Origin of the sequence: Streptomyces sp. NPDC087310, assembly GCF_044744405.1 — a bacterium.
GTDB lineage: Bacteria > Actinomycetota > Actinomycetes > Streptomycetales > Streptomycetaceae > Streptomyces.
Map to the genome: position 1 here is coordinate 75,216 of NZ_JBIUYF010000006.1, position 25,466 is coordinate 100,681.

Annotated in this window: 28 protein-coding genes; 11 read left to right on the top strand and 17 right to left on the bottom strand. The window is 71.1% G+C overall.

The genetic code is table 11. The annotated features are described in order from the left end of the window. Positions 1–63: 63 nt before the first annotated feature. Genes ACIO3P_RS23190 through ACIO3P_RS23200 form a run of 3 tightly spaced genes read right to left on the bottom strand, consistent with a single transcriptional unit; the run spans position 64 to position 2,879 of the window. Entirely contained in the window at positions 64–1,068 is a 1,005-nt protein-coding gene (locus ACIO3P_RS23190) for an NADP-dependent oxidoreductase (RefSeq protein WP_401851909.1), read from the bottom strand. Positions 1,069–1,087: 19 nt separating this feature from the next. Beyond that, entirely contained in the window at positions 1,088–2,143 is a 1,056-nt protein-coding gene (locus ACIO3P_RS23195; protein WP_329823238.1) for an aldo/keto reductase, read from the bottom strand. 49 nt (positions 2,144–2,192) lie between these two features. Then, a complete protein-coding gene (locus ACIO3P_RS23200; protein WP_401789814.1) occupies positions 2,193–2,879 on the bottom strand; it encodes an SDR family oxidoreductase in 687 nt (228 codons plus the stop codon). Between the two features lie 111 nt (positions 2,880–2,990). On the opposite strand from ACIO3P_RS23200, the gene ACIO3P_RS23205 reads away from it, so the two are divergent. From ACIO3P_RS23205 to ACIO3P_RS23220, 4 genes are all read left to right on the top strand, one after another. Next, positions 2,991–3,557 (top strand): TetR/AcrR family transcriptional regulator, encoded by a 567-nt coding sequence (locus tag ACIO3P_RS23205; RefSeq protein ID WP_401789816.1) that lies wholly within the window; start codon positions 2,991–2,993, stop codon positions 3,555–3,557. 493 nt (positions 3,558–4,050) lie between these two features. Then, positions 4,051–6,087, top strand: coding sequence for an FAD-dependent oxidoreductase (locus tag ACIO3P_RS23210; RefSeq protein WP_329823232.1), 2,037 nt, complete (start codon positions 4,051–4,053; stop codon positions 6,085–6,087). Beyond that, on the top strand, positions 6,084–7,931 hold the full coding sequence (locus ACIO3P_RS23215) for a thiamine pyrophosphate-binding protein (RefSeq protein ID WP_401851912.1): 1,848 nt from the start codon (positions 6,084–6,086) through the stop codon (positions 7,929–7,931). The genes ACIO3P_RS23210 and ACIO3P_RS23215 overlap by 4 nt, the downstream gene beginning before the upstream one ends. Before the next feature lie 70 nt (positions 7,932–8,001). Beyond that, on the top strand, positions 8,002–8,511 hold the full coding sequence (locus ACIO3P_RS23220; RefSeq protein ID WP_329823229.1) for an inclusion body family protein: 510 nt from the start codon (positions 8,002–8,004) through the stop codon (positions 8,509–8,511). A 34-nt stretch (positions 8,512–8,545) separates the two neighbouring features. Here ACIO3P_RS23220 and ACIO3P_RS23225 read toward each other — a convergent pair whose 3' ends face one another. The 5 genes from ACIO3P_RS23225 to ACIO3P_RS23245 form a co-directional block, all read right to left on the bottom strand. Continuing rightward, on the bottom strand, positions 8,546–9,142 hold the full coding sequence (locus ACIO3P_RS23225; RefSeq protein ID WP_401851913.1) for a cysteine hydrolase family protein: 597 nt from the start codon (positions 9,140–9,142) through the stop codon (positions 8,546–8,548). Continuing rightward, the gene (locus ACIO3P_RS23230) at positions 9,139–10,647 is read right to left on the bottom strand and encodes an MFS transporter (RefSeq protein ID WP_401851916.1); all 1,509 of its coding nucleotides are present in this window, start codon (positions 10,645–10,647) and stop codon (positions 9,139–9,141) included. Before ACIO3P_RS23230 ends, ACIO3P_RS23225 begins: the two co-directional genes overlap by 4 nt. Continuing rightward, positions 10,644–11,150 (bottom strand): MarR family winged helix-turn-helix transcriptional regulator, encoded by a 507-nt coding sequence (locus tag ACIO3P_RS23235; protein WP_401851919.1) that lies wholly within the window; start codon positions 11,148–11,150, stop codon positions 10,644–10,646. Before ACIO3P_RS23235 ends, ACIO3P_RS23230 begins: the two co-directional genes overlap by 4 nt. Positions 11,151–11,262: 112 nt before the next feature. Then, positions 11,263–11,652, bottom strand: a complete 390-nt coding sequence (locus tag ACIO3P_RS23240) for a hypothetical protein (RefSeq protein WP_401851921.1) — start codon at positions 11,650–11,652, stop codon at positions 11,263–11,265. A gap of 144 nt (positions 11,653–11,796) precedes the next feature. After that, positions 11,797–12,606 carry an SDR family oxidoreductase gene (locus ACIO3P_RS23245; RefSeq protein WP_401851924.1) on the bottom strand — a complete coding sequence of 270 codons (810 nt, stop codon included), beginning with the start codon at positions 12,604–12,606 and terminating at the stop codon, positions 11,797–11,799. A gap of 265 nt (positions 12,607–12,871) precedes the next feature. Between ACIO3P_RS23245 and ACIO3P_RS23250 the strand changes: the two genes are divergently transcribed. Further along, complete coding sequence (locus tag ACIO3P_RS23250) at positions 12,872–14,530, top strand: hypothetical protein (protein ID WP_401851926.1); 1,659 nt, start codon at positions 12,872–12,874, stop codon at positions 14,528–14,530. 95 nt (positions 14,531–14,625) lie between these two features. Here ACIO3P_RS23250 and ACIO3P_RS23255 read toward each other — a convergent pair whose 3' ends face one another. From ACIO3P_RS23255 to ACIO3P_RS23265, 3 genes are all read right to left on the bottom strand, one after another. Next, on the bottom strand, positions 14,626–15,189 hold the full coding sequence (locus ACIO3P_RS23255; RefSeq protein WP_401851928.1) for a TetR/AcrR family transcriptional regulator: 564 nt from the start codon (positions 15,187–15,189) through the stop codon (positions 14,626–14,628). Between the two features lie 12 nt (positions 15,190–15,201). Continuing rightward, positions 15,202–15,783, bottom strand: coding sequence for a sugar O-acetyltransferase (locus ACIO3P_RS23260; RefSeq protein WP_401851931.1), 582 nt, complete (start codon positions 15,781–15,783; stop codon positions 15,202–15,204). A gap of 85 nt (positions 15,784–15,868) precedes the next feature. Further along, positions 15,869–17,077, bottom strand: coding sequence for an MFS transporter (locus ACIO3P_RS23265; RefSeq protein ID WP_401851932.1), 1,209 nt, complete (start codon positions 17,075–17,077; stop codon positions 15,869–15,871). 137 nt (positions 17,078–17,214) lie between these two features. On the opposite strand from ACIO3P_RS23265, the gene ACIO3P_RS23270 reads away from it, so the two are divergent. Continuing rightward, positions 17,215–17,631: a hypothetical protein gene (locus ACIO3P_RS23270; protein ID WP_329823217.1), complete on the top strand. Its 417-nt coding sequence runs from the start codon at positions 17,215–17,217 to the stop codon at positions 17,629–17,631. 72 nt (positions 17,632–17,703) lie between these two features. On the opposite strand, the gene ACIO3P_RS23275 is transcribed toward ACIO3P_RS23270, so the two are convergent. After that, positions 17,704–18,261, bottom strand: coding sequence for a TetR/AcrR family transcriptional regulator (locus ACIO3P_RS23275; RefSeq protein WP_329823216.1), 558 nt, complete (start codon positions 18,259–18,261; stop codon positions 17,704–17,706). Positions 18,262–18,353: 92 nt separating this feature from the next. On the opposite strand from ACIO3P_RS23275, the gene ACIO3P_RS23280 reads away from it, so the two are divergent. After that, positions 18,354–19,403, top strand: a complete 1,050-nt coding sequence (locus ACIO3P_RS23280; protein WP_401851935.1) for a zinc-binding dehydrogenase — start codon at positions 18,354–18,356, stop codon at positions 19,401–19,403. A 149-nt stretch (positions 19,404–19,552) separates the two neighbouring features. Here the strand turns inward: ACIO3P_RS23280 and ACIO3P_RS23285 are convergent, their stop codons facing one another. Then, on the bottom strand, positions 19,553–19,738 hold the full coding sequence (locus ACIO3P_RS23285) for a hypothetical protein (protein ID WP_401851937.1): 186 nt from the start codon (positions 19,736–19,738) through the stop codon (positions 19,553–19,555). Between ACIO3P_RS23285 and ACIO3P_RS23290 the strand changes: the two genes are divergently transcribed. From ACIO3P_RS23290 to ACIO3P_RS23300, 3 genes are read left to right on the top strand one after another with little or no spacing between them, the layout of a single operon-like run. Beyond that, positions 19,730–20,113, top strand: coding sequence for an alpha/beta fold hydrolase (locus ACIO3P_RS23290; protein ID WP_401851940.1), 384 nt, complete (start codon positions 19,730–19,732; stop codon positions 20,111–20,113). The two genes, ACIO3P_RS23285 and ACIO3P_RS23290, sit on opposite strands and share 9 nt — an antisense overlap. A gap of 33 nt (positions 20,114–20,146) precedes the next feature. Continuing rightward, positions 20,147–20,368 (top strand): NAD-dependent epimerase/dehydratase family protein, encoded by a 222-nt coding sequence (locus tag ACIO3P_RS23295; RefSeq protein WP_401851943.1) that lies wholly within the window; start codon positions 20,147–20,149, stop codon positions 20,366–20,368. Next, a complete protein-coding gene (locus tag ACIO3P_RS23300) occupies positions 20,275–20,946 on the top strand; it encodes an NAD-dependent epimerase/dehydratase family protein (protein ID WP_401851946.1) in 672 nt (223 codons plus the stop codon). Before ACIO3P_RS23295 ends, ACIO3P_RS23300 begins: the two co-directional genes overlap by 94 nt. Here ACIO3P_RS23300 and ACIO3P_RS23305 read toward each other — a convergent pair. The 4 genes from ACIO3P_RS23305 to ACIO3P_RS23320 all read right to left on the bottom strand — a co-directional run bounded on the left by ACIO3P_RS23305 (position 20,846) and on the right by ACIO3P_RS23320 (position 23,754). After that, positions 20,846–21,592: a 2-phosphosulfolactate phosphatase gene (locus tag ACIO3P_RS23305; RefSeq protein ID WP_401852553.1), complete on the bottom strand. Its 747-nt coding sequence runs from the start codon at positions 21,590–21,592 to the stop codon at positions 20,846–20,848. The two genes, ACIO3P_RS23300 and ACIO3P_RS23305, sit on opposite strands and share 101 nt — an antisense overlap. A gap of 33 nt (positions 21,593–21,625) precedes the next feature. Then, entirely contained in the window at positions 21,626–22,486 is an 861-nt protein-coding gene (locus ACIO3P_RS23310; protein ID WP_401851948.1) for a Cof-type HAD-IIB family hydrolase, read from the bottom strand. 148 nt (positions 22,487–22,634) lie between these two features. Then, a complete protein-coding gene (locus ACIO3P_RS23315; RefSeq protein WP_401851950.1) occupies positions 22,635–22,844 on the bottom strand; it encodes a hypothetical protein in 210 nt (69 codons plus the stop codon). A 487-nt stretch (positions 22,845–23,331) separates the two neighbouring features. After that, the gene (locus ACIO3P_RS23320; RefSeq protein ID WP_329823207.1) at positions 23,332–23,754 is read right to left on the bottom strand and encodes a hypothetical protein; all 423 of its coding nucleotides are present in this window, start codon (positions 23,752–23,754) and stop codon (positions 23,332–23,334) included. A 401-nt stretch (positions 23,755–24,155) separates the two neighbouring features. Between ACIO3P_RS23320 and ACIO3P_RS23325 the strand changes: the two genes are divergently transcribed. After that, positions 24,156–25,412 carry an MFS transporter gene (locus ACIO3P_RS23325; protein WP_401852555.1) on the top strand — a complete coding sequence of 419 codons (1,257 nt, stop codon included), beginning with the start codon at positions 24,156–24,158 and terminating at the stop codon, positions 25,410–25,412. The last annotated feature ends 54 nt before the right edge of the window (positions 25,413–25,466 follow it).

Sequence of the window (25,466 nt, forward strand, 5' to 3'; positions counted from 1 at the left end):
ACGCCGACCGAACCGGCGGCGTGCGCCGCCCACGCCGCGCACGGACACGGGACGGGCCTGCCCTCATCTCATCGCGACGACGACCTTGCCCGCCCTCGCGCGGCCCTTCTCCACGTACTCCATGGCCTCCCGGGTCTCCGCGAACGGGAAGACCCGGTCGACGACGGGACGGATCTCCCCGGCGTCGACGAGCGGGGTGAGCGCGCGGAGCTGATCGCCGCTCGCCTTCATGAACAGGAACGAGTACGTCACGTCACGGCGCCCGGCGCGGCGCCGGGTCGTGAAGCTCAGCGCGCTCATCGCCAGCCGGAGGAGCGCGTTCGCGCCGAGTTCGCGGGCGAAGGCCGCGTCGGGAGGGCCCGCGACGCTGATGATCTTCCCGCCGGGCTTGAGTACCCGCACGGACTTCTTGAGCGTCTCGCCGCCGAGGGTGTCCAGGACGACGTCGTAGCCGTCGAGGGCGGTCGCGAAGTCCCGCTGCGTGTAGTCGATCACGACATCCGCGCCGAGCTCCTTCACCAGGCCGACCTTGCCCGTGCTCGCGGTGGCGGCCACGTACGCGCCCAGATGCTTCGCCAACTGGACGGCGACGGTGCCGACGCCGCCGGCGCCCGCGTGGATCAGGACCTTCTGCCCCGGCCGGACCTGTGCCCGCTCCACCAGCGCCTGCCACGCGGTCAGGGCGACCAGGGGGAGGGACGCGGCCTCCTCCATGGTGAGCGTGGCCGGTTTGACCGCCATGTCGTCCTGGTGGACGGCGATGAGTTCGGCGAACGTGCCGATACGGTCCTGGTCGGGCCGCGCGTACACCTCGTCGCCCACCGCGAACCGTGTGACGGCCGGTCCCACCTGGACCACCACCCCGGCGAGGTCGTTACCCAGGACGAGCGGGAGACCGTACGGCAGGATCGCTCTGAAGTCCCCGTCGCGGAGCCTGAGGTCGAGCGGGTTGACGCTCGCCGCATGGATCCGGACCAGGACGTCGCCGGCGCCCACCCGGGGGTCGGGCATCTCGGCGGCGCGCACACCGGCCTTGTCGCCGTACCGCTCGATCATGAAGGTCTTCATCGCCGTCTCCTCCTCGGCCTCATGCCACCGGGGCGGCCGGGGCGACGACCCGGCCGGCGTCGCCTCCCTGGATGCCGTCGAGGGACCGGGCGATCGCCTCGTGGGGAACTCCGAGCGGCACTTCACTGACGTCCGACAGGCGGGCGAACTGCCGCGGCGTCAGGTCGACGTCGAGAGCGCTCAGGTAGCTGTCGAGCTGGGCGAGGCTGCGCGGCCCGATGATCGGTACGAGCGAGGTCGCGGACCGGGCGGCCCGCTCCCGCACCCAGGCCACCGCCACCTCGGCAGGTGTCACGCCGGCCTCCTCGGCGACGGCCAGGACGGCGTCGACGACGGCGGTCTTCTGGTCGGTGCTCTCCGTGTGGATGACCGCCCCCAGGTCGCTGAGGCGCCCCTCGGCGCTGCGGCGGTACTTCCCGGTGAGCAGCCCGCCGCCGAGCGGGGACCACAGGGCGGCGCCGAGTCCGAGGCTCTCGGCCATCGGCAGCAGTTCCCGGTCGGCGGTCCGCTCGACGAGGCTGTACTCGTACTGGACGCCCACGACGGGCGCCCAGTTCTTCAGATCCGCGAGGGTCACCGCTCGGGAGACACGCCAGGCGGGGAAGTTGGACAGGGCGGCGTGGTGGATCTTGCCGGAACGCACCAGGTCGTCGAGCCCGCGCAGGATCTCCTCCACGGGGGTGAGCTCGTCGGGGAAGTGCACCCAGAGCAGGTCGACGCGGTCGGTGCCCAGGCGTCTGAGGCTGGCTTCCACGGAGGCGACCATGTTCTTGCGGCTGTTGCCCGTGGTGGAGACGCCCGGCCGCGGCGCGGCCCCGAGGGTGAACTTGGTGGCCAGCACGAAGTGGTCCCGGTCGGCGGCGACGAACTTCCCCGTCAGCTCTTCCGACTCGCCGAACTGGTAGGCGTCCGCGGTGTCGAGGAAAGTGCCGCCCGCTTCGGCGAACCGGTCGAAGATACGGCGGGCCTCGTCCGGCTCGGCGCCCGCACCCCAGCCGGTGCCGAAGTTCGCCGTACCGAGCGCGTACTCGGACACGCGCAGTCCGGTCCGGTGTCCGAAGGTCGTGTAACGCATCAGGTGTCCTTACTCCACGAAATCGATACGAGGGGCGGCGGGGTGCGCCTCACGCCGCGTTCGGCGACGCGGCCAGGCTCTGCCGGACGTACCGGGTGGTCTCGTCGGCGAGGATCTCGGGCAGGCCCGCCTCGACGCCGTCCAGGGCCTGGGCGGCGACCTCGGCGGGGTCGGCCTTCTGGTCGGCGGGGACGCCCGCGGCCATGTCGGTGTCCATGTAGCCGACGTGCAGCGCGGAGACGGTGATGCCGCGCGGCGCCAGTTCCTCCCGGGTCGCGTCGGTGAGCGCCCATGCCGCGGCCTTGGCCGAGGCGTAGGACCCGAGGGCGGCGGGGTGCAGCCAGGACAGGACCGACAGGATGTTGAGTACGGCGCCGCCGCCGTTGCCCTCGATGACGGGGGCGAAGGCCCGTGTCACGGTGAGCGGGCCGAAGAAGTTCGTCTCCATCTCCAGGCGCACCGCGTCCAGGCCGCCCGCGACCAGCGGTGTGGCGGTGGAGATGCCCGCGTTGTTCACCAGCAGCGTCGCGTCGGACGCGGTGCGGGCCGCGGCCCGGATCGACTCCTCGTCCGTCACGTCCAGGCGCAGCGGGATGACGCCCGGCAGGTCCACCGTCTCGGGGCGGCGGGCCGCCGCGTACACCGTCGCACCGCGCTCCACGAGCTGGGCGGCCAGATGGCGGCCGAGCCCCCGGTTGGCGCCGGTGACCACCGCGACCGCGTTCTTCAGTTCCATGTCCACTCCCAGCGTTGCGGGCGCCGACCAGGGCGCCTAATTTAGATTATGAGTACAATCTAAACATGGCCTAGGATAGATGGCAACCGACATCCAACCGGGAGGTGGCTGATGGGCCGCGTATCGCAGGCGCAGGCGGAGGAGAACCGCCGGCGGGTCGTGGAGACCGCCTCCCGGCTGTTCCGGGAGCGGGGCACCCACGTCAGCGTCGCCGACCTCATGAAGGCCGCCGGCCTGACCCACGGCGGCTTCTACAAGCAGTTCGCCTCCAAGGAAGCGCTCGTCGACGAAGCCACCGCCCACGCCTTCGGCACGCTCACCCGGCTCCATGAGGGCGGGGCGGAGCGGTACGACGGGGAGCGCGACGTGGCCCAGCGGGCACTGATCGACACCTACCTCTCGACCGAGCACCGTGACGGCGCGGCGGACGGCTGCCCCGTCGCCGCGCTCGCCTCCGACATGGCTCGCGACCCCGGAGAGGGTGAGGCCCACCGCGTCTACACCGAGGGAGTGGGCGACTTCGCCGCATGGCTCGCGACCGAGGACCAGGACGGCATCGCCCGGCTCTGCACCATGCTCGGCGCGCTCGTCCTGGCCCGGGCCACGAAGGGCGACCCGCTCTCCGAGGAGATCCTCGCTTCCGCGCACGCGGCACTGACGGCCACCGACCGACGCTGACGGCCACCGACCGACCGGGGGTACGTCGCGGGACGGCGTGCCGGGTTTTTGGCCGGTGCGCTGCGCGGGGGCGGCCTCGTGGTCGGCCGTGGCGCGAGGCACCTCGCGTCACCCGGGCGACCCGCGTGGCCCCGCGGGCTGCTCCCGGACGCGCCGCACCGCACCGCGTCCGCGCGGTCCCCGCGCGGGGAACCCCGCCGCGATGCGGCCAACCCGCCGAGGGGAAACGGAATCTCACGGCCGAATGTGCCGGTGTCCCCGGCGGGGCCGTTATGGTCGGGGCCCTGGGAATTTCATATTCCGCGTGCGCGTCCTTACCTCGGATTCGCTCCCCTTTCCCTTCCGTCCCCATCCGTCTCTGGTGAAACTTCGGGTCCGTACAAGGGAAATCCGAGCAAGTCGAAATTCCGTCAACCGGCACGATCGGTGTTTTTAGGACTTTACCTGCCGGAGGAACCGGGAAATCGTTTCTTCGTATCTACGATCGTCAGCTATGACCGACATACCACGGGACAACTCCGCCACCCGTGCGCGCTGGCAGACATGTCTCAGGCTCGCCCGCGAACTCCTCCTCGTCGGGCAGGACGACAAGGACCTCAAACTCGACTATCTCCACACTCTGATCGACACGGGCCGCCTCGGCCCCACCCACCACCCGCGCAAGAAGATCCTCGTCATCGGCGCCGGCGTCACCGGCCTCGTCGCCGGCCGCCTGCTCAAGGACGCCGGCCACGACGTCACCATCATCGAGGCCAACGCCGGCCGCGTCGGCGGACGCATCAAGACCATCCGCGCCACCAAGCACCACCAGCCCTTCGAGGACCCCGCCCAGTACGCCGAGGCCGGCGCGATGCGGCTGCCCGACTTCCACCCGCTCGTCCTCGCCCTCGTCGACAAACTCGGGCTCGGCCGCCGCCAGTTCTACAACGTGGACGTGGACCCCGCCACCGGCAGCGAACCCGACGTCCCCGTCCCCCCGGTGACGTACACCTCCTTCACCGGCCGGACCTGGACCTACGGCGACGACAGCCCCGACTTCCGCGAACCCGACAAGCGGGGCAACTCCTGGATCCGCGCCAACCGCGTCCAGGTGCGTCGGGCCGAATACGCCACCACTCCGGAACGGATCAACGAGGGCTTCCACCTCACCGCCGACGAAGTCCGAGCCCCCGTCGTGAAGATGGTCGACGACGCGCTGGAATGCGTGCGCGACTACTACTCCGACCTCGTCGACGGGAAACGCGTCAACAAGCCGTTCGACGCGTGGGTCGAGGGCTGGGCCCGCGTCATCCACGACTTCGACGGCTACTCGATGGGCGGCTTCCTGCGCGACCACGCCGGGCTCAGCGACGAGGCGATCGAGGCCGTCGGAACCCTGGAGAACATGTCCTCACGGCTCCACCTCTCCTTCTTCCACAGCTTCCTGAGCCGCAGCGACATCAACCCCGCCGTCCGCTACTGGGAGATACCCGGCGGCAGTTGGCGTCTGCCGCACGCCCTCCACCAGGGCCTGCGCGACGAGGTGCGACTCGGCCACCGCATGATCCGCCTCGAATACCACGACCCCAGCCGGGACGCCGACCCCGAGGGCACCGGCGCCGTCGGACCCGACGGATGGGGCGTGGCCGTACAGACCGTCGAGGAGAACGACCCGCGGGCCCTGCCCCGCCTGTGGACCGGGGACCTGGCGATCGTCACCATCCCGTTCTCCGCCCTGCGCTTCGTGGAGATCGTCCCCTCGATGTCGTACAAGAAGCGCCGCGCCGTCATCGAGACCCACTACGACCAGGCCACCAAGGTGCTTCTGGAGTTCAGCCACCGGTGGTGGGAGTTCACCGAGGACGACTGGCGCGACGAGTTGGAGAACATCGCGCCGGGCGCGTACGAGAACTACCGGCTGAACACCGAGGCGGACACCGATCCCGCCCTCACGCCCACCACCGCGGACGCCGACCTGCTCGGTGCCGCGGTCAAGGACAGCGGTGTCACCGAGGAGATGCGGCAGCTCAACAGCACCATGCCGCTGCGCGGCCCCGCCGTACGCCCCGCCACACACAGCTTCGGAGGCGGCTCCGCCGCCGACAACCCCAACCGGTTCATGTACTACCCCTCGCACCGGGTCGACGGCAGCACCGGCGGCGTGGTCCTCGCCGCGTACTGCTGGTCCGACGACGCCGCGCGCTGGGACTCCATGCGCGACGCGGAGCGCTACCTCTACGCCCTGCGCAACCTCCAGGCCCTGCACGGCCGCCGCATCGAGGTGTTCTTCACCGGGCGGGGCGCCACCAAGAGCTGGGCCCGCGACCCGTACGCCTTCGGCGAGGCGGCCACCTACACCGCCCACCAGATGACCAGCTTCCACCTGGACGTGCCCCGGCCCGAAGGCCCCGTGCACTTCGCCGGGGAGCACACCTCCCTCAAACACGCCTGGATCGAGGGCGCGTTGGAGAGCGCCGTCCGCGCCGCCATCGCCGTCCACCAGGCCCCGCCCGTCACCACGCCGGGCCCGGACACGGAGGGCAGCTCGTGACCGCGATCACCCCCCGGTGCACGGTCGCCCGCTATCTCGCCCTGCGGCTGGCCGAGTTGGGCATCACCCACCTGTTCGGCGTGCCCGGCAACCACCTCGGCCCGTTCCTGACCACCCTGCGCGCCGAGGGCGACATCGAGTGGGTCGGTACGCCGACCGAGGGCGGCGCGGGACAGGCCGCCGACGCCTACGCCCGTATCCACGGCATCGGCGCGGCGGCGGTCACGTACAGCGTCGGCGCGTTCAATCTGCTCAACGCCTGCGGCGGCGCCTACGTCGAGCAGATCCCGCTCGTCGCGATCAACGCCTCCCCGCCCTACGAGCAGTGGCAGAACTACCGGGCCCTCGGCATGCTCACCTCGCACATGAGCCCGCGCGCGGAGAGCAACCTCGACGTCTACCGGCAGGTCACCGTGGACGCGCAGGTCATCTCCAACCCGGGCCTCGCCGGCGGGCAGATCGACGCCGCGCTCACCGCGTGCCTCTCCGAGCGCAGGCCGGTCTACCTGGAGGTCATGGAGGACCTGTGGGACGAGCCCTGCCCCGAGCCGGGGGAGCCGATCGTCCGGCGCGAGCGGCCGTTCAGCGCCCGCAACCAACCCATGCTCGACCACGCCGTGAACGCGATCCTCACCCTGGTCGCGGAGCACCCGGGACCGGACGGCAGGCCCCGCCCGATCGTGTGGGCCGGTGAGGAGATCGACCGGTTCCGCCTCGGCGGGCCCCTCACCGACCTGGTGGAGGCCACCGGAGTGCCGTTCTGCACCACCGTCGGAGCCAAGGCCGTCGTCGAGGAGGACCTGCCGCAGTTCCACGGTGTGTACAACGGGCGGGCCAGCCACCCGGACGTGCACCGCGTCTTCAAGGACTGGGCCACCTGCCGCATCGGGCTCGGCGCCTGGGCCACGTCGAAGAACCTCGGCGGCGAACAGTACGTCGGCGGCGACTGGGTGATGGCGGCGAACGGCGGTGTCAGCGTGGGCACTTCCTACTTCCCCGACGTCCAGCTCGAACAGCTCCTGCCCGCCCTCCAGGACGCGCTGGTGAACCGGTACGGCTCCGGGGGCCTGGACGCCGACTACTACGCCGAGGCCCACGCCCACCACGGAGCGCCCGACGACCTCCCGGCCGGCCTGGAGCTCCACCGCGCCTCGCTCCGTATCAGCGGCTCACCGTCCCGGCAGGCCGAACGGCTCACCTACGACGGCCTGTTCGACCGGATCAACCACTTCCTCGGCCAGGAGACCCGGCAGAACTGGACGGTCGTCTCCGACGCCGCGTTCTCCCTCATCGGCTCGATGAACCTGTCCCTGCCGGCGGGCGGGTTCCTGTCACAGATCAGTTGGCTCTCCATCGGCTGGTCGGTCGGCGCGGCCACCGGCGCCGCGCTCGCCCCCGAACGCGGGCACGCCCGCCCGATGGTGTTCGTCGGCGACGGCGCCTTCCAGGAGACGTGCCAGGAGATCTCCACCCACACCCGGCTCGGGCTGCGCTCGGTGGTGTTCGTCATGGACAACGGACACTTCTACGGCATCGAGCAGATGCTGGTGCACCCGTCCTACTACGCCGAGCCGGGCTGCGCCGCCCCGGACCGCACGGACTTCTACAACGTCCTCCACCCGTGGCACTACGACCGCCTCGCGGACGTCTTCACCGGCAAGGAGACCCCGGCGACCGGCATCAGCATCGCCCACACCTCAGAACTGGACGACCTGCTGACCCGGCTCACCGACCCGACCGACCCGGTCAACGCGGGACCGCTGCTGGTCCGCGTACGCCTGCACCGGCACGACTACCCACGAGCGATGGCGTACAAGGTGCCGAAGCCCTCCGGGGCGGCCTGAGGACAGACGACCCGCACGTCCTGCCAGGAAAACCTGGTCAGGAAAGTCTTGTTTGCGGAAGGGACAGGAAATGGCTGATCTCAACGTACTGATCGCGTTCGACGCGGCCACGATCGTCGAGCGGAACCCCAACGCGTCGAGGAACCCGGAGGCGCCGACGCAGGTCGACCACGCCCTGATCTACATGACGACGCGCCACGACCACATCGTCGGGACGTCGGGGGCCGAGCTGAACCTCCGGGCCGAACCCGGGGACAGCATCAGGTGGCGGGAGACGACGCTTTCGCTCAGCAGCGACTACAAGGCATTGCTGTACAAATACGTGAGCAGCGACAGCGAACACCAGCTCATCAGGACCCCGGAGATCGAAGTCATCGACGGCGTCTATCCGATGCCGAAGGAGGGCTCCGAGGGCAGGCCGGAATTCGTGACGCAGAACTACGAGGACCATTACTGGCGGACGACCGTCAAAAAGCCCGGAAAGGTCGTGTACCACTTCTACTTCCAGATCCTGGACCGCCATCGGCAATTGCAGGGGTACTTCCAGTGGGACCCCTTCATCACCATCGAGAATTCCTGACGGTCACCCACGCGGTGAGCGGCGGTCCGCCATGTCAGGCGGACCGCAGCAGCGCGCGCAGCCCGGCGGTGTCGATGATGTGGGCCCGGGACGGGAACACCTTGTCGAGCAGGACGCGGTGGATTTCGGGGTCGGGGTCGGCGACACCGTCGGACAGGACGTAGAGGCGGTAGTCGCGGTCGGCGGCGTCGATGAGCGTGGACATTACGACGCCGCTGGTGCTGATGCCCGCGAGCACCAGGGTGTCGATGCCGCGGTCGCTCAGCCGCTCATGGAGATCGGTGGTGGAGAACGAGCCGTAGCGGACCTTGCGTACGACGATGTCGCCGTCCTCGGGTGCGAGCCGCTCGTCGATCCGGCAGGCGGCGTCCTCGTGGTGCAGCATCTTCGCCGCGGCGACCGCGCTGAAGGACTTGTTGGTCGCGGGGACCGCCGCCCAGTCGTCCTCGGTGAAGGCGACGCGGACATGGCCGACGGTGCCGCCCGCGGCGCGGACCTCGGCGACGGCGCCCGCGACCCGCGCGACGAGCGCGTCGGAGTCGGGGGCGAGGGAGACGATCCCGTTCTGGAAGTCCATGGCCAGCAGGGCGGTCCGCTCGGGGACGACGGTGGTCGGGGCGGTGGTGCTCACGTGGGGTTCTCCTTGGTGGTGGTGTCCATGGTGGGGGTTTCCGTCGTGGCTGTTTCCGTGGTGGGTGTTTCCGTGGTGCCGGTCGGGTGGTTCGTGCCGCGGCCCATCAGTCGGCGGTCGAGGAGGGTCAGCAGCAGCACCGCGAGGCCCGCCGCGACCAGCACGACGCCGAGTGTGTGCAGACCGTGGTCGCTCGCGCCGTCGCGGAAGACGATGCCGCCGATCACGGCGGAGGCGATGGAACCGAGGTATCCGAAGGTCCGGAAGAGGCCGGAGGCGGTGCCGATCCGGTCGGCGGGGGCCGCCAGATAGAGGGCGGTCTGGTTGCCGACCGTGGTGGTGGCGGACGTGACGCCGAAGACCAGGGAGACCAGGACGAGCGCGATCGCCGGACTGCGCGAGGTGAGCAGCAGGATGCCGACGGCGCCGAGCAGCATGGTCACCGCCGAGGCGATCAGCGGGCCGCGCACCAGATTGCGCCGGGCGATCGGGCGCGAGAGCAGCGCGGACACGGCACCCATCGGCAGCAGCAGGAGCCCCGCCTCCACCGTGGACAACCCGTGCGCGGCCTCCATCCACTGGGTCATCCCGTACAGCACGGAGTAGACACCGAGAAGGGTGAGGGCCTGGCGCAGATAGGTGCGGGCGAGGGCGCCGTTGGCGGCGAGGCCGCGGAAGTCGAAGAACGGCGCGGTCCTCCGCAGCTCCCACACGACCGTGGGTACGGCGGCCAGGACGAAGACCGCGAGCGCGGCCCACTCGACGCGGGGCAGGCTCATCAGGAAGATGACCAGCGCGCTCATCGACCCGGCGAAGCCGAGGACGCCGGGCAGATCGATCCGGCCGGCCACCTCGCGGAAGCCGCTGTGCTCGCGGTCGAGCGCGGCGTCCCGGGGCAGTTGGCGCAGCGCCATGACCATGGCGATCGCGGTGACCGGGATGTTGATCAGGAAGGCCCAGCGCCAGCCCGCGGCGCCCACGAGGAGCCCGCCGATCGGCGGGCCGACGGCGGCGGTGGCCATGCCCGCGACCGCGATGCCGCCGAGCACGGCGCCGGGCGGCGCGTCCATGCCGGCCTCCCCGGCGCGGCGCCGTATCAGCACCATCGCGCAGGGGAAGCCCGCCGAGGTGCCGACGCCGATGAGCACCCGGGCGACGGTCAGCGTCGCCAGATCCTGGCCGAGGCCGCCGACCAGGCCCCCGACCAGGACCAGCACGATGCCGGAGAGGAAGATCCGCCGCGGTCCGAGCACCTCGGCCAGCTTCCCGGCCGTGGGCTGTGCGACGGCGCTGGCCAGGTAGAGCGAGGAGACCAGTACGGCGGTGCTGCCCACGGCGACATGCAGCTCGGCGGCGATGGGCACCAGGGCGGTGGCGATGAGGGAGCTGTTGATCGGGTTGAGGCTGGAGCCCACGTAGAGCGGGGCGGTGAAGGTCCAGGCGAAGGGCTTGTGTGCGAGCCCCTTCGCCGTGGAGCCGGTCCGCGCTGCGCCGATGGCCCTCATATGACGCCGTCGTACGGGCCGGCGCCGTCGTACGGGCCGACGCCGTCGTACGGGTCGGCCGCGGCGAGACGCTCCAGCAGTTCGACGGCCTTCTCCATGTCCGCGCGCTCGTGGGGGGCGACGACCTGGTCGATGGCCCGCGCCAGGAAGGTGGCACGCTCCGTGAGCAGCTTGTCGACCAGCGCGGTCGCGGTCGGGTCGGGGCTCATCAGCTTCTTGCGGCCGTCCCGCGGGTCCGGCTCGCTGTGAATCAGCCCGGCGGCCTTGAGCACCGCCAGGCTCTGCGCGATGGACTGCGCGCTGACATGCTCCAGCGCGGCGAGCCGGGCCGCGGTGACCGGGCCCTCCCGTACGACGCTCGCCAGCACGCCGAGCTGTGTGAGCGTGAGGCCGGTCGCATGCTGTCCCGACTCCGCGCGCAGGCGGGCGCGGAGCCGCTTCATCGCGTCGTGGAGGCGCTGCGCGGTCGCGGCGGACCGCTGCGTACCCGGGATCTCGGTCATGCCCTCACCGTAAAACTGCACAAGTAACTTCGCCAAGTTACTTGTGCAGTTTTTACCTGGACGTCGCTTCGGGCGCCGCTTCGGGGGCCGCCTCGGGGACTGTCCCGGGTGGTCACGCCGCCAGGTGGGCGGCGAAGAAGTCGTTCAGCTTCTCGACGGCGGGCGTGACGTACGCGTCCTTGTCGTAGAGGTCGACGTGGGACGCGCCCTCGCGGCGGCGTCCGGCATGCCCCGCAGGACGGCCGGGTCCTGGGCGTCGTCCGCGCCGAGCCGGAACTGCCGTGAGATGTCGACGGCGCTGACCGTGCCCACGGCCCGGATACGGTGATCGGCGGCCGCCGCGGTGAGGGCGGGCGTACAGGCCGGAAGCCTGTTCCTTCACCCCGCTTCCCGGGTGCCCGACCACGACGGCCGGGTACGGACGGGGCGCGTCGCCGTCGGGGGTGAAGAGATGGCCGGCGAGCTTCGGACCGGCGCCGGGAAGGACGACATCCGTACGCATGGTGGTGCCTCCAGTCGTTCGGCAGGGTCGGCCGGGTTCGCCGGCCCTGTCCTCACCCTCGCGCCGTCCCGTACGGAGCCACCAGCTCACCCTCGATGTCCAGCAGTTCACGGTCGACACCCACCCCGAGCAACTCCTCGTCGCCTACACCGCCCCGCCCGACTCGCCCTCCCGCGATGCGCTGGGGTTCCTCCTGCGCTGGGCGAGCCATTCGTCGAAGGTCTGACGGCCCCGGGGGCCTGGTCCGGTCGGAAGCTGGCCGTCGCCCGCCATGGCCGCGCCCGTGGCGCCGGGGAGCCTGACCGGTACCAGCAGGCGCCGCTGGTGCGTGGCCCGCAGCAGTCGGCGCGCCAGGTCGACGAGCTGCTCGACACGGGGTCCGGCGAGCTCGGGGGCCATGCCCTGCGCCGGGTCCAGGGCGAGGCGGACCAGGTGCTGGGCGACCTCGCGGGCCGCGACCGGCTGGGTCCGCATCCGGGGCACCACCGCGAACGGTTTCGGGACCAGGTCGAGGGTCTGCTCCACGAACTCGTGGAACTGCGTGGCCCGCAGCACCGTCCACGGCGTCGGACCGCCCTTCACCACGCTCTCCTGACGCAGTTTCCCCTGGTAGTAGCCGTGCCCGACCCGGTCGACGCCGACGATGGACAACGCGATGTGGTGGCGTACCCCGGCCCGCTCACCGGCGGCCAGGAGGGTGCGGCTGACGCTGTCGAAGAACGGGACGGCCTTCTTGCCGCTCATGGTCGTCACGTTGCTCACGTCGACGACCACGTCCACACCCGCCATGGCCGCGTCGAGCCCCGTACCCGAGACGAGGTCCACACCTCGCGACCGGGCCAGCACCACCGGCTCCTGGCCGGCCGCGGCCAACTCCTCGACCACCAGCCGCCCGACCAGCCCGGTCCCGCCCGCCACCGCTACCCGCATGCCCGGTCTCTCCTCAGCGCTCATGTCGACATTGTCACCTATGTCGCTTTCGTTGGCCGCGCGCCCATGTGGTTTCGGCGCCGAGGGTTCGGTCGACGGCCATGGTGCCCGAACCGGCACCGACCGCTGCCTCCGCGGGCGCCGGAGCTGCCCTTTCGTCAAGGACGGGGGACATCCAGGTCGGATCGGATGACCGTAGGGTCAAAGGATCATGACAGTCGAGGCGCTGGAGGGGACGTTGCGGGCGAACGGGCGAAGAGGCGGGACAGCACGGGAAGAGCGGGGCGTGATGAACGCGCGCCGGTCCGAACTCCCCGCCCGCGCGGCGGCTGCCGTCGCGGCCGGGCGGGGCGACGAACTGCCGACGCGGGACATGCTGGCCGTGCAGAGTCTCGTCGGGAACACCGTCATGTCCTCCGCTCTCGGGAACTCGACCACCGGCCGGACCACCGGCGGCCCCGCCGCCCGCCGGGCGGTGGGCGGCCCCGCTGTGCAACGGGCGGGTGACGCGGAGCGGGAGAGGAAACCCTCGGGCCCGTCGCGCGGCGGACGGGCCGCGGCAGCCGCCGGCGGGGCGGGCAGGGACACCCTCGGGCTCGGTTCCGACCTGGCCACCCCGGCGGCCACCGCGACCATCGCCGGGCAGTACGACGTGCCGACCTTCAGCACCCCGGACTCCTACAACGTAGGCATCGCGGGACCCGCGGGCACCGCCGTGGCGGCGGGCGCCGGGCTCTACGGGAACGTCCGGGCGGGCCGCGCCGCCCATCAGGGCCGCAAGCAGGCGCCGGAAGGCAGTGGACAGCACCAGGGCTTCAGCCGCGATCTGAGCGGTGCCCGGGCGGACGGGGCGCAGAACACCGCCGCCATGGTGGGCGGTGTGCTCAACGGCGCGGGTGGCGCGATGAACCTCTCCGGAAGCTTCACCCCTGCCGTCTACAACGGCGTCCTCTCCGGCGGCGGTGTCGCCGCCCTGCCCGGGGCCGCTCTGCAGGCCGGTCGGTACGGCCGCAAGGCGGCCAAGGCCCGGAAACGGGTGAAGAAACTCGAAGCTCTCATGCTCGCGCAGGACCAGCAGCCCGCGGCGGCGCTGAAGGCCGCCAACGAGGAAGTACAGGCGCGCCTCGACCTGATGCACACGCTCGACACCGAGTTCGAGGGTGCGCACGCCGAGTACAAGGCCCGGGTCGAGGACCAGGCACGGCCGGAGGGCGAACGGCGCTACCCGGACACCACGAACGAGCTGCTGGCCGGCCTCGTCCTCACCTACCAGGACCTTGAGGCGCAGCTCCAGGAAGCCGTGACCGCACACGCGACCGCCGTGCGGGAGGCCGCCCGGCGCGAACAGGCCCAACAGGCGATCAGCAGGGCCCTGAACGAATTCGCGGAGGCGGTCGGCCGGCACGAGCGCGGGGGCGACGACCAGGTCACCCTGCGGCAGATCCAGCTCTACGCGATCGGGAAGAACAAGCGGGGTGTCATCAAGAAGATGACGAGCGCCCTGGCCGGGGCCCTCGGGGTGTCGGCCTCGGTGGCCTCCCTCATCTCCACGATCGCCATCGCCGCTGGTGCCACCGCCGGTGCCGCGGTACTCGTGACCACGCCGGTGGGCTGGGGTCTGGCCGCGGCGGCTGCGACGGTCGCGCTGGGGCTCGCCTCGTACAAGGCGTGGAAGACGGTGGCCAGACGCTGGGAGCAGACGGCCGCCGAGGCACCTGACGACGGAACCCTCCAGCATCTGGGCAAGACCTTGGCGTTCTGGCGCAGGACCGGCCCCAGCAAGCGTGAGGAGTACGCGGTGGCGCTGTACCGGTTCGCGGACGGTGCGGACCCCGTACAGGCGGAGATCGCCCGCAACACGGTGCGGACCCTCGGACTCGACTGGGGCCGGATCAAGAGCGACAAGGAGAGCGCCACCCAGCTCATCGCCGCCAAGATGGCTTCCTGACCAGGACGGCCCGTGCGCGCCGGCCGGCGCGCGCGCCGGCCGGCCGACGCGCGAGATGCCGGGTCATCCCGAACCCGGTCCGTGGGGGCTGCCGGTCAGGCCGGCTCGGTGTGTCCCGCTGTCGTGGTGATCCGGGTGATGGCCTCACGGGTCAGCGCGCGGTCGTGGGGCTCGCGCGACAGGGCCCGGTGGAGGGTCAATCCCTCGATGAGTGCGTCGAGTTGGCGCGCCGTATCGGGGTCGAAGTGCTTCTCCAGATGGACGCGGCTGCGGCGCATCCACTCGTGGGTGATCTCCCGGTAGACGGGTTGGCGGGCGGCGAGGGTGTACAGCTCCTGGGAGAGTACGAGGTCGCGCTGGCTTCCCTCGGACAGGACGTGAACGAGGTCGGTCACCGCCTCGCACGCCTGGTCGCGGTCGGTGGGGGCGGCGAGGTGGGCGTCGAAGACGGCGACGATGTGGTCGGCGAAGCGGCCGAACGCGTCCCTGAGCAACTGTTCGATGCCGCTGAAGTGGTAGGTCATCGATCCCAGGGGGACACCGGCACGCGTGGCGATCTTCCGGTGGGAGACACCGGCGACGCCCTCCTCGGCGATGAGGTCGAGGGTGGCGGCGATGATGCGTTCGCGTCGCCGCGGGTCGGTGTGTCCGGTCGCCATGGCAGGAGTCTCTCAGAGGTTCCGGACCGGGCGCGCGGGGTTGCCCACGGCGACGACGTCGGCGGGCACGTCCTTCGTCACCACCGCGCCGGCGCCGATGACGGAGTTGTCCCCGATGCTCACACCGGGCAGGACGGTGGCGCCTCCGCCGAGCCACACATTGTTCCCGATGGTGATCGGGCGGGCGGCCTCCAGTTTGTCGCGGCGGGGCTGCGGCTCCAAGGGGTGGGTGGGGGTGAGCAGTTGGACGTTCGGCCCGATCTGGCAGTCCTCGCCGATGGTGATCGCCGCGACGTCCAGCGCGGTCAGATTGAAGTTGACGAAGGTGCGTGCGCCGACGGTGATGTTGCTGCCGTAGTCGACATGGAGCGGTGGCCGTACGTGCGCCTCCTCGCCCAGGGAGCCGAGCAGTTCGGCGAGGATCGGCCGCGCGGCGTCGGCGTCTTCGACGTAGGCGGCCTGGTAGCGGGCGGCCAGGCGTACGGCTTGCTGCTGCCGACGGGCGATCTCGGGGTCGTCGGCGATGTAGAGATCGCCCGACAGCATGCGTTCGAGGTGGGTGCGGGGGTCCTGGGCGAAGTGGTCCATCGGCATGCGTACGATCGTACACTCGGGGCGGGGTACGGGCCCGGGCGTCGTACGACCGGAGGGCCCACCGTTTCCGGCCTGCCGTTTCGGCCTACTGTTTCCGGGCCTGCAGCACTCCCGCGAGCAGGAGCGCGAGCAGTCCGGCGAGGGGCACCACCAGCAGACCTGCCCGGAGGCTGGTGGCGTCGGCGATCAGCCCGACGACGGGCGGGGAGACCAGGAAGCCCAGGCGCATGAGCCAGGAGACGATGGCCAGGCCCGAACCGGCCTTGAGGCCGGGCAGTTCGTCGGCCTCGTGCATCGCCGCGGGAACCAGCGTGGCCACCCCGAATCCGGCGGCGGCGAAACCGAGGATCGTGCCGGGCACGGTGGGTACGGCCAGCGCCAGACCCATGCCGGCCGCCGCGATGAGGCCGCCCGCGCGGGCCACGGTGCGCTGGCCGAAGCGGTCGACGAGTCGGTCGCCCAGGAGGCGGCCGATGAACTGGGCTCCCACCAGGGCGATGAAGCCGCAGGCCGCGAGCGTCACCGAGGCGTCGAGCGAGTCGGAGAGGTAGAGCGTCGCCCAGGAGCTCCCCGCGTCCTCGACGAGCGTGCCGGCCGTGGCGATGAGGACGAGCGCGGCCAGCACGTAAGCGGCGCGCGGACCCGCTGCCGCACGCCCCGGCCGGACCGTCTCCCGGCCGCCGTCGTCGCTCTCCCCGGGCGGCTCGGTGTCGGGGCCCGGCAGACGGAACCGCAGGGCGACGCACGCGGCGATCGCGAACACCACGGCCGAGATCGTCAGATGCTGCCCCCGCGAGAGACCGAGCGCGATCGCCGCGGCGGCCATGGAGCCACCGACGACGGCACCGATGGACCAGACGGCATGGAAGGAGTTGATGATGGAGCGTCCGTAGCGGCGCTGCACCCGCAGCCCGTGGGCGTTCTGCGCGACATCGGTGATCGAGTCCGCCGCCCCGGCCAGGAACAACGCCGCCGCGAACATCACCACCGAGTCGGCCAGCCCCGCGGCGAGGATCCCCGCGCCGGTCACCAGGGTCCCGGCCACCGCCGTCCGCGCCGAGCCCAGCCACCGGACGGCCACCCCGGCCGCGAGACCGGCCGCGATGGCGCCCGCGGGGAACGCGGCGACTGCCAGCCCATAGGCGGCGTTGCCGATATCGAGATCCGCCTTGATCTGCGGATACCTCGGCAGAAGGTTGGCGAACAGAGCTCCGTTGGTGAAGAAGAGCACGGCAACGGCTACGCGAGCCTGCCGTTCGGCCGAAGCGGGCCGGCGTAGTACGTCAACACTCATGCGGGGACCCTACAGCCAGAGCGTACGAACGTACACTCCTCCGCGGCCCTGGTCTCATTCCTGATTTCCGGGGCAGGATCTCTGTGTCCCGCGTCAGTGTCAGTTGAAGATCCCGTACGAGGTCAAGGGGGCACCGCGTGACGGAACTCGTCCCTGCTGGTGGAGGTCTGCTGTGGGACGGGGAGTCCCTGCGGGAGGACGACTGGCTGGTGCGACTCCCGTGGTACGGAGGCGGCGTTACCGCCAGGGCCGGTCGGGACGCCTTGGCGGATGTGGCCCCGTACGTCGATCGCCGCCTGCGGGAAGGGCCCGGCTTCGCCGTCGTACGGCGCGTGGAACTGGAGGGGTTGACCGACGCGGAATGCGTCGAGTTGGCCAGGCGGTTCGGCGGGCTGCTGGGCACGGTGCGGCCCCGCGGGGAAGCGACGGACGAGCTGGTGACGGCCGTTGCGCGGGCCAGGGGGCAGGTGCCGGTTCCGGACCAGGACCGTGACGATCGTGCGTTGCGGGAGCCGTTGGAGCACCGGTTCCTGGTCCGGGTGTGGGCGGACTGAGCGGACCGAACCGCCAGGTGCTCCGCACGCCGCCCCGCGTGGCCGAACGGCGGCACCTTGTCGAAACACGCCCTAGTGGCGGGGCGTTGCGCTGGCTTGAACCAGGGCTCGTGCCAGGTCGGTGCTCTCCGGGAGGCTGTCGAACGGGAGGGGTTGCGTGGCGACGGCACCCTCGTGCAGCACGAGGAGTTGAGTGGCGAGGGTGGCCGGGTGCGAGCAGCCCGCTGTGGCGGCGAGTTCCTTGAACAGGTTCAGCAGCCAGAGCTTCTGGTTCGCGGCGATGCGGTGTGCGGGATGCGAGGGGTCCGGGATTTCGGCCAGCGCGTTGATGAAGGCGCATCCGCGGGTGTTGGTCTCGCTCCAGGTCCGCAGCGCCTCGAAGGGGGCGGTGACGGCCTCGGTGGGAGTGTCGCCGGCGTCGACGGCGGCACGGACATGCGACCGCCACCTCTGGTCGCGTTCCGTGAGGTAGGCCGCCACGAGGTGGTCCTTCGAACCGAACTGGTTGTACAGGGTCCGCTTGGTCACGCCTGAGTGCTCGGCGATCAGATCCACCCCGACCGCTGTGATGCCGCGGTTGTAGAACAGCTCCTCGGCGGCCGCCACGATGCGGCGGCCGGCCGGCGTCATAGGCCGCGCTTCCTGCATGACGGGCCCCTTCACTGATCGGTGTACGGTGGGAGATGTTCACAGATCAGTATACCTGCGAGGAGGTTCAAGCGATGGGTGTTTCCGATGTCATGCGCGCGGTGCGCATCACAGAGCACGGAGGACCGGAGGTTCTCGAGTTCGCGGAGGTGGCCGTGCCTGCCCCTCAGGCAGGGGAGGTGCTGGTCCAGGTCGGCGCGGTGGCGCTGAACAACACCGACCTGTGGACCCGGGAAGGCGCCTACGGCCGTCCGGACGACCCGAAGGCGCTGTCGGGCTGGCGAGGGCCGATCGATTTCCCGCGTATCCAGGGCGCCGATGTGGCCGGCCGGGTCGTGGCCGCCGGGACCGGGGTGGAGGGGAGCCTCATCGGACGCCGAGTGGTCGTCGACCCCGCGATCTACGACACCGACGGGCCGGACGCCAACCCGGTGGGGCTGATGGGGAGCGAGCGCGACGGCGGATACGCCGAGTATGTGACAGCGCCGGTGGAGCGTGTGCATGACGTGACGGAATCTCCGCTCACGGACGACCAGCTCGCGGCGCTGCCGACCGCCTACGGCACCGCGCTGGGCATGATCGAGCGCGGCCGGCTGCGGAGGGGGGAGACCGCCCTGGTCTCGGGAGCCTCCGGCGGCGTCGGCCTCGCGCTGGTGCAGATCGCCCGTGCGCGCGGCGCCAAGGTGATCGCCATCAGCAGCGGACCCAAGATCGATGCGGTGCGCGAGGCGGGCGCGCACGAAGTCGTCGACCGTGCGGGAGACATCGCCGGGCACATCCGCGCCGCCGCCCCGGAAGGCATCGACGTCGCACTCGACGTCGTGGTCGGCGATCTGGTGAGCGAGGGGCTGCCGCTGCTGCGCGAAGGGGGCCGGTGGGTCATCGCCGGCGCACTCGGCGGCTACGACGTGACCTTTGACGTGCGCCGCCTCTACCTGCACAACGCCCAGATCATCGGATCCGCGATGCACACGCCCACCCACTTCGGCCTCCTCATGAACCTGGCCCGCCGGGCAGAGGTCCAGCCCGTCATCGCCGCGACCTTCCCACTGGACCAGGCCGCTCGGGCCCAGGAGGAACTCTCCCGCAGGGGGCACGTGGGAAAGATCGTCATGCACCCCTGAATCAGTACCGGCGCTCGCTTCGGGACGACGTGACGACGGCTCGGTACGGAGGCAACTGCCCCGCGGGTCGCGTGCGGTAGCCGGCAAGGCAGGTCGTACGTTCCACTCCGCCGCCGGTCTCCCCGCTGATCTCGCCGGCAGGGCCGCGGCTACCGGGGGAGGTCGGCGAGTTCGGCCAGTGTTTCGGCGATGCCCGGCAGGAGGTCGGCCGGGATGTGGTCGAGGACCCGGCGCCGGGCGCTGGCGAGGTGGGCGGGCTGAGCCGCGCGCATGGCGTGCAGTCCGGTGTCGGTGAGGACGGCTTCACTGCCGCGCGCGTCCAGGCTGTGGCGCACCTTGCGCACCATGTCGTGGCGGGACAGGCCGTCGATGATGCGCGTGATGCGCGAGGGCGTGAGGCCGCCGACCGCGCCGACCTGCTGCGCGTCCACACCCGCCCCGACGCGATGCGCGGCGGCTTCGAGCACTACACCACCCTCGTCCAGGACGGGCGGGCCGCCCGCGCCGGCGGCCGCCTGACCATGCCCGTCCTCGTCCTGAACGGTGAGCGCGGCCTGCCCCAGAGCGTCCTGCTGGAGGGGGCCCGCGCGACTGCGGCCGACGTGCGCCGCGACACCGTCCCCGGGGCCGCGCACACCTTCGCGGCCGACAACCCGGCTTGGACGGCCGACCGGCTCGCCCGGTTCTTCACCACCACCCCCGCCGCCTGACCCGGGCACGACACAGCACACGGAGCACTCCTCATGCAGATCCTCGTCATCGGCGCCACCGGCTACGCCGGCCGCCGTGTCTCAGCCGCTCTGGCCCGTGCCGGGCACACCGTCCTGGGCCTGGCGCGCGACGCCTCCGCCCCGCGGCCCGCGCTCTCACCGTGGACGAGGTCATCCCCGTCGAGGGGGACTTCTCCGAGCCGGAGACCTGGCGCGGACACCTCGACGGCACCGACGTGGTCGTCCACCTGCTGATGGACATGAGCGACCCCGTCGGCGGTGACCGGCGCCTGTTCGCCGAGCTGCTCGCCGCCCAGGAGCGGGACGGGCGCCGCCGCCTGGTGTTCACCACCGGCATATCCTCCTACGGCCGTACCGGCCTGCCTCTCATGGACGAGAACACCCCCGGAAACCCCGAAAGCCCCATCGGCTTCCGCTTCGTACTGGAGAAGGAGCTGGCCGCCTCCGGCCTCGCCCACACCGTGATCCGCCCCGGGTTCATGAACGGAGGCCCCGCGACCACCTCCATGACCGGCCAGTGGTTCGCCGCCGCCGAGGCGGGCGACATGATGCAGATGGCCGCCGACCAGGACGAACTCGTCAGCAGCGCCAAGGCTCACCGCCTCCTGGGCTGGACCCCCCCGCCACACCTCCTTCACCGACGACCCCACCCGTCACTACCGCGCCTGGAAGGCCGCCCAGCCCGCCGCCTGACACCTCGCCGGGTGCGGGTCACGTATTCGGCGCCCCGCATCCCGGCCCCCGCCGGCCCGTCTGTCGGATCGGGGCGTCGTCGGCCGGCGACGGCACGGTGCACGGGCGCAGCACCATGAGCGGGTCTTCCCAGGCCGCCACCATGGCAAAGGGAAAGCGGTCGAGCTCAAGGCAGAGTGCGACGTCATCAGGATGGGCTCCCTGACGTACCCCCTCCGTCAGCTCGGTGGCGGCGCGCGACCCGGCGGCGCGGCGGAGGAACTCGGCAGGGTCCGTCCCAGCCCCGGTGGCTCTCCGGGCGATGTACTGAGCACATGCCAGATCCTCGTCGGCCTGTCCGTCTTCGCCGGTGACCACGAAGGTGACCCTGCCACGCGCGCGCGTCCGCAAGAACTGAGCCGTCGCCTCCGCCACCACGAAGCTGGTACACAGCACCATCGGCGCCTCCTTGACCGCAAGGGTGCCGACCGTCCCTGCCGTGGTCTTCTGCACAACGGTCCGTCCGCCAAGGTCGACGGACCGCAGCAGGCCCGGCGAGTTGACGGCGTCGAACCCGGGTGCGGGCGGACCGTCCTTGAGCGCCACCCAATCCGGGTGACGGGCCTTGAGCGCCAGGGCTTCGTCCAGCGACTCGGCAAGAACGATCTTTTCCGCCCCCTGGGCAAAGGCCCGGGCGGCCACGGTGAAAGCACGCATGACGTCGACCACGACCGCCACGGACGGGGTTTCGACCAGATCGGCGATACCAAGGAAACGAGTGTCCATTCCGGTCATGATCGCTCATGCCCCGTTCACGCGTCAGCCGTTGTGCGTGGCGGGCAGACGCAGGAGCCGCTCGATCGTGCGCAGGACGCCGTCGTCGTTGTTGGAGGGTGCCGTGTACCGGGCCCGATCCAGGACGTCCGCATGGGCGTTGGCCATGGCGAAGGACCACTCGGCGGCGTCGAGCATCTCCAGGTCGTTGAGGTAGTCGCCGAACACCAGTGTCTGGGCGGGGGTGATGCCCAGGTCCTGCTGGACGCGCCGGAGGGCGGCGCCCTTGTTGGCGGTGCGGTTCATCACGTCGATCCAGTGCTCGCTGGAGACGACGACCTGATGGGTCTCGGTGAACTCGGCAAGGGCCGGTGCTGTGGTGAGGGCCGCGGGGCCGAAGTCGAAGAGGGCTATCTTGTTGATCTCGTCGTCGACGGCGGTGGCGTCCTCGACGCTCTCGTGGGCGACGTAGTACTTGGCGACCTGGGCCAGGAAGGCTTCGTCGGCGCGTTCCGTGTAGGCGCGGTGTTTGCCGCAGACCACGGCCCCCACGTCGATGCCGCTGTCGGCGAGGCCGCGTACCTTCTTGACGAGCCGGGCGGCCACGGCCGGGTCCAGGGGGTCGGAGCCGAGTTCCCTGCCGTCGCGGACCACGTGGGTGCCGTTCTCCGCGATGAAGATCATGCCGTCGTCGACGCCGCTGAAGAGGCGGGCGAGGGTGGCGTACTGGCGGCCGCTCGCCGGGCTGAACAGCACGCCGCGTCGGCGCAGCAGCGCCAGGACCCGGCGCAGCCGAGGGGGCGGGTTTCCCGCGTCGTCCAGGAGGGTGCCGTCCATGTCGGCGACGATCAACTTGATGTCGACCGGCTCGCTGGGCAGGGTCTGGTGTCCGACGGAAGAGTGCATGGTTCCGTTCTCTGCTCGTGGTGCTGTGCGGTGGTGGTCGGACCCTGTCCGGCTCAGTGGGTGCTGTCGCCGCCGGTCCGCTCCCCATGATGACGGTTGCGGACCGGACCGGGGCGGGCGTCGGCCCCGGGGGAGGACCCGGCAGCGGTCACAGGAGTCGGGCGGCGGTCGTGACGTCCGGCTGCCGGCCAAGAGCGTGGGCGGCGAGGAGGGCCGACCCCACCGCGGTCACTTCGGGTTCGGCGATGACACGAGCTGTCCTGCCGGTGACGGTCTGCTTGATGTCGATCCAGCCGCGCGAGCGCGCCCAGCCGCCCGCGGTGAACACCGGCGCGTCCGACGCCGTGATGGTCCGCACGGCGGTGATGGCACGGTCACCGAGGCCGGCCGGCGCGCCGAGTACGGCCGAGGCGCGGGAGAAAGGAGCCGCCGGGGCGCAAGCGGTGAACGCGGGGGGCTGACCGCCGGCCGCGCCGGGCAGGAAGGTCCCTGAGAACCGACGATCTCTCCCGTGGGCACCGCGGAGGGCAGCAGGCCGGTGGTGCCGAGGGTGGCGCGCACCCGGGCGGTGTGCCAGGTGCGGGCGAGCGGACGCCAGGCGCCGGTGCGCGCGGCGAGGGTGTCGCTGAGGAAGCTGGTCGTGCTCCACCTGCAGGCCACGAAGTCGGTGAGGGCGAGCCAGGCGGTCGCCCGGTCGGCGTGTGGCTGTGCGCGGGCCCAGGCCCAGCCGACGAGGGAACGGGCCGTGTCCGTGGCCGTGCCGACGTCGTCGGCCGGGTCGAGTACGGGTCGCAGGGTACGGAAGAGGGCGGTGCGGCGGGGATCGAACCAGGGCAGGGTCCGGGTCAGAGGGTTGAGGTCGGCATCCACGAGGACGCCGTCCTCTGGGCGAGGGCGGCCTGCTCGGCGCGGGAGCCGTTCCAGGGGAAGAGCATCTCGACGGCGTCGACGCCCATGCGGACGGCTTCCTCGACGGTGGTGATGAGACTGTGGGAGCCGCCGCCGTCGAGCTGCGCGTAGTCGTAGTAGGTGTCGATGGTGAGCACGCGGGTCAGGTGCGGGTGACGGGCGAAGAAGGCTTCGGTCTGCTTGACCTGGCCCGGGGTCATCATGAAGCCGGTGACGTCCTTGTCACCCCAGGTGGAGAACGGGGCCGAGGGGGTCTCCAGGCCCTCGATCCGGTTGAAGATCAGGCCGTGGTCGACGGGCATGATGATGGCGACCCGGTCGCTGGGGAGGGTACGGCGCATCCGGTATTCCATGGACATGGCTGTCTGGTCCCTCTCGTCGTCAGGGTCTGGTCGGCCCGCTCACCTGGCTGACCTCCTCGGCGTCATATCCTCTTTCCCGCCTGGTCGCCGAGGGCTAATGTTCGTTCGGTGAACAGCCCACGAGGAGCCAAGAACATGCCCGGTCGTCCGAGCGCGCGTTGACGTTGTAGGCCGTGATCGGCCTGTCATCGCGTGCTGCCCTTGAGTCGCGGCACAGCGAGCCTTCCCCCGCCTGAACCGTCGGTGCGTCTGTCGTGCGCCGGGTGACGGGCCTCGTTGTCCGCTGTCAAGGGATTCCCGTGCCGTCCAATTCCTCCGGCTCCTCCAATTCCTCCGGCTCCTCCGGCTCCTCCGCCTCCTCCGCTGTATCCGATTCCGGTTGGCCTGTTGCGTCCAGCCTGTGGCGGGACGCCGACTTCCGCCGACTCTGGGTGGGGCAGACGGCCTCCCAACTCGGCGAACACACCTGTCTGGTGATCCTGCCGCTCTTCGCGGTCATGACGCTCGACGCCGGCGCCGGGCAGTTGGGCATCCTGCGCGCGGTGGGGCAGGCGCCCATCCTGCTGCTCTCGCTCTTCGCCGGCGCGTGGGTGGACAGGTGGCGGACCCGCACCGTGATGGTGCTGACAGACGCCGGCCGAGCCCTGGCGCTGGGCGCCCTCGCGATGGCCGGCCTCCTCGGGTGGCTCGGCCTGCATGCGCTGTTCGTGGTCGCCTTCGCGGTCGGGGTCCTGTCCGTGTTCTTCGACGTGGCGTATCAGGCGTCTCTCGTACGGCTGGTGAAACGCGATCAGTTGGTACGGGGGAACAGCGCGCTCGAAGGCAGCCGGTCCGCGGCGCAGATCGGCGGTCCCGCCCTCGGCGGCGCGTTGGTGTCCCTGCTGTCGGCGCCGATCGCTGCCGCCTCCAGCGTGCTGTTCTTCGTACTGTCGTTCCTGTCGGTCCGGCGGATCCGCCGGACCGAACCGATCCTCGAGCGTTCCGAACGTCCTCCTCGGGTCTGGCGGCGGATTGGTGAGGGCCTGCGTTTCGTCGTCGCCGATACCGCGCTGCGGAGCGTGTGCCTGGCCTCGGCGGCCTTCCAGTTCTGCTTCGCGGCGATGATGACCGTCTACCTGCTCTTCCTGCCACGGGAACTGCACCTGTCGGGCACCGCTGTCGGGCTGGCGCTGGCGGCGACGGGACCAGGAGCGCTCCTGGGCTCGGTGCTGGCCGCGCGGCTGCCGGGCCGATTCGGTTACGGTGCGGTGCTCGTGGCGGCGGCGGCACTCGGCGACGGTGCGTTCCTGTGCGTGGCCGCGCTGCGTGGCTCCTCCGTGGTGACGGTTTCCGTACTCCTCGCGGTCAGCTTCGTGTTCGGGGTGGGCGGCCAGTTGGTGTCCGTCACGGTCATGGCCGTCCGGCAGGCGGTGACCCCGGACGGGATGCAGGGCCGTACGGCCGCCACCATCACGTTCATGGGCATGGGACTGGCCCCGCTCGGCTCTCTGCTCGGCGGATTCCTCGCGGAGGAATGGGGACTGCGCACCAGCCTCCTGGTGACGGCCGCAGGCATGATGCTGTCCCCGGTGGTACTGGCGCTGTCCCCGCTCGCTCGCCTGGGACGGGCGCTTCCTGCCGTCCCGGGACGCGCTGCCGACCCACCCCTTTCCTGACTCCTGCGGGACCAGTGGGTTGGCGTGGCGCTGCGATGAGTTTCGCCGTGAGGT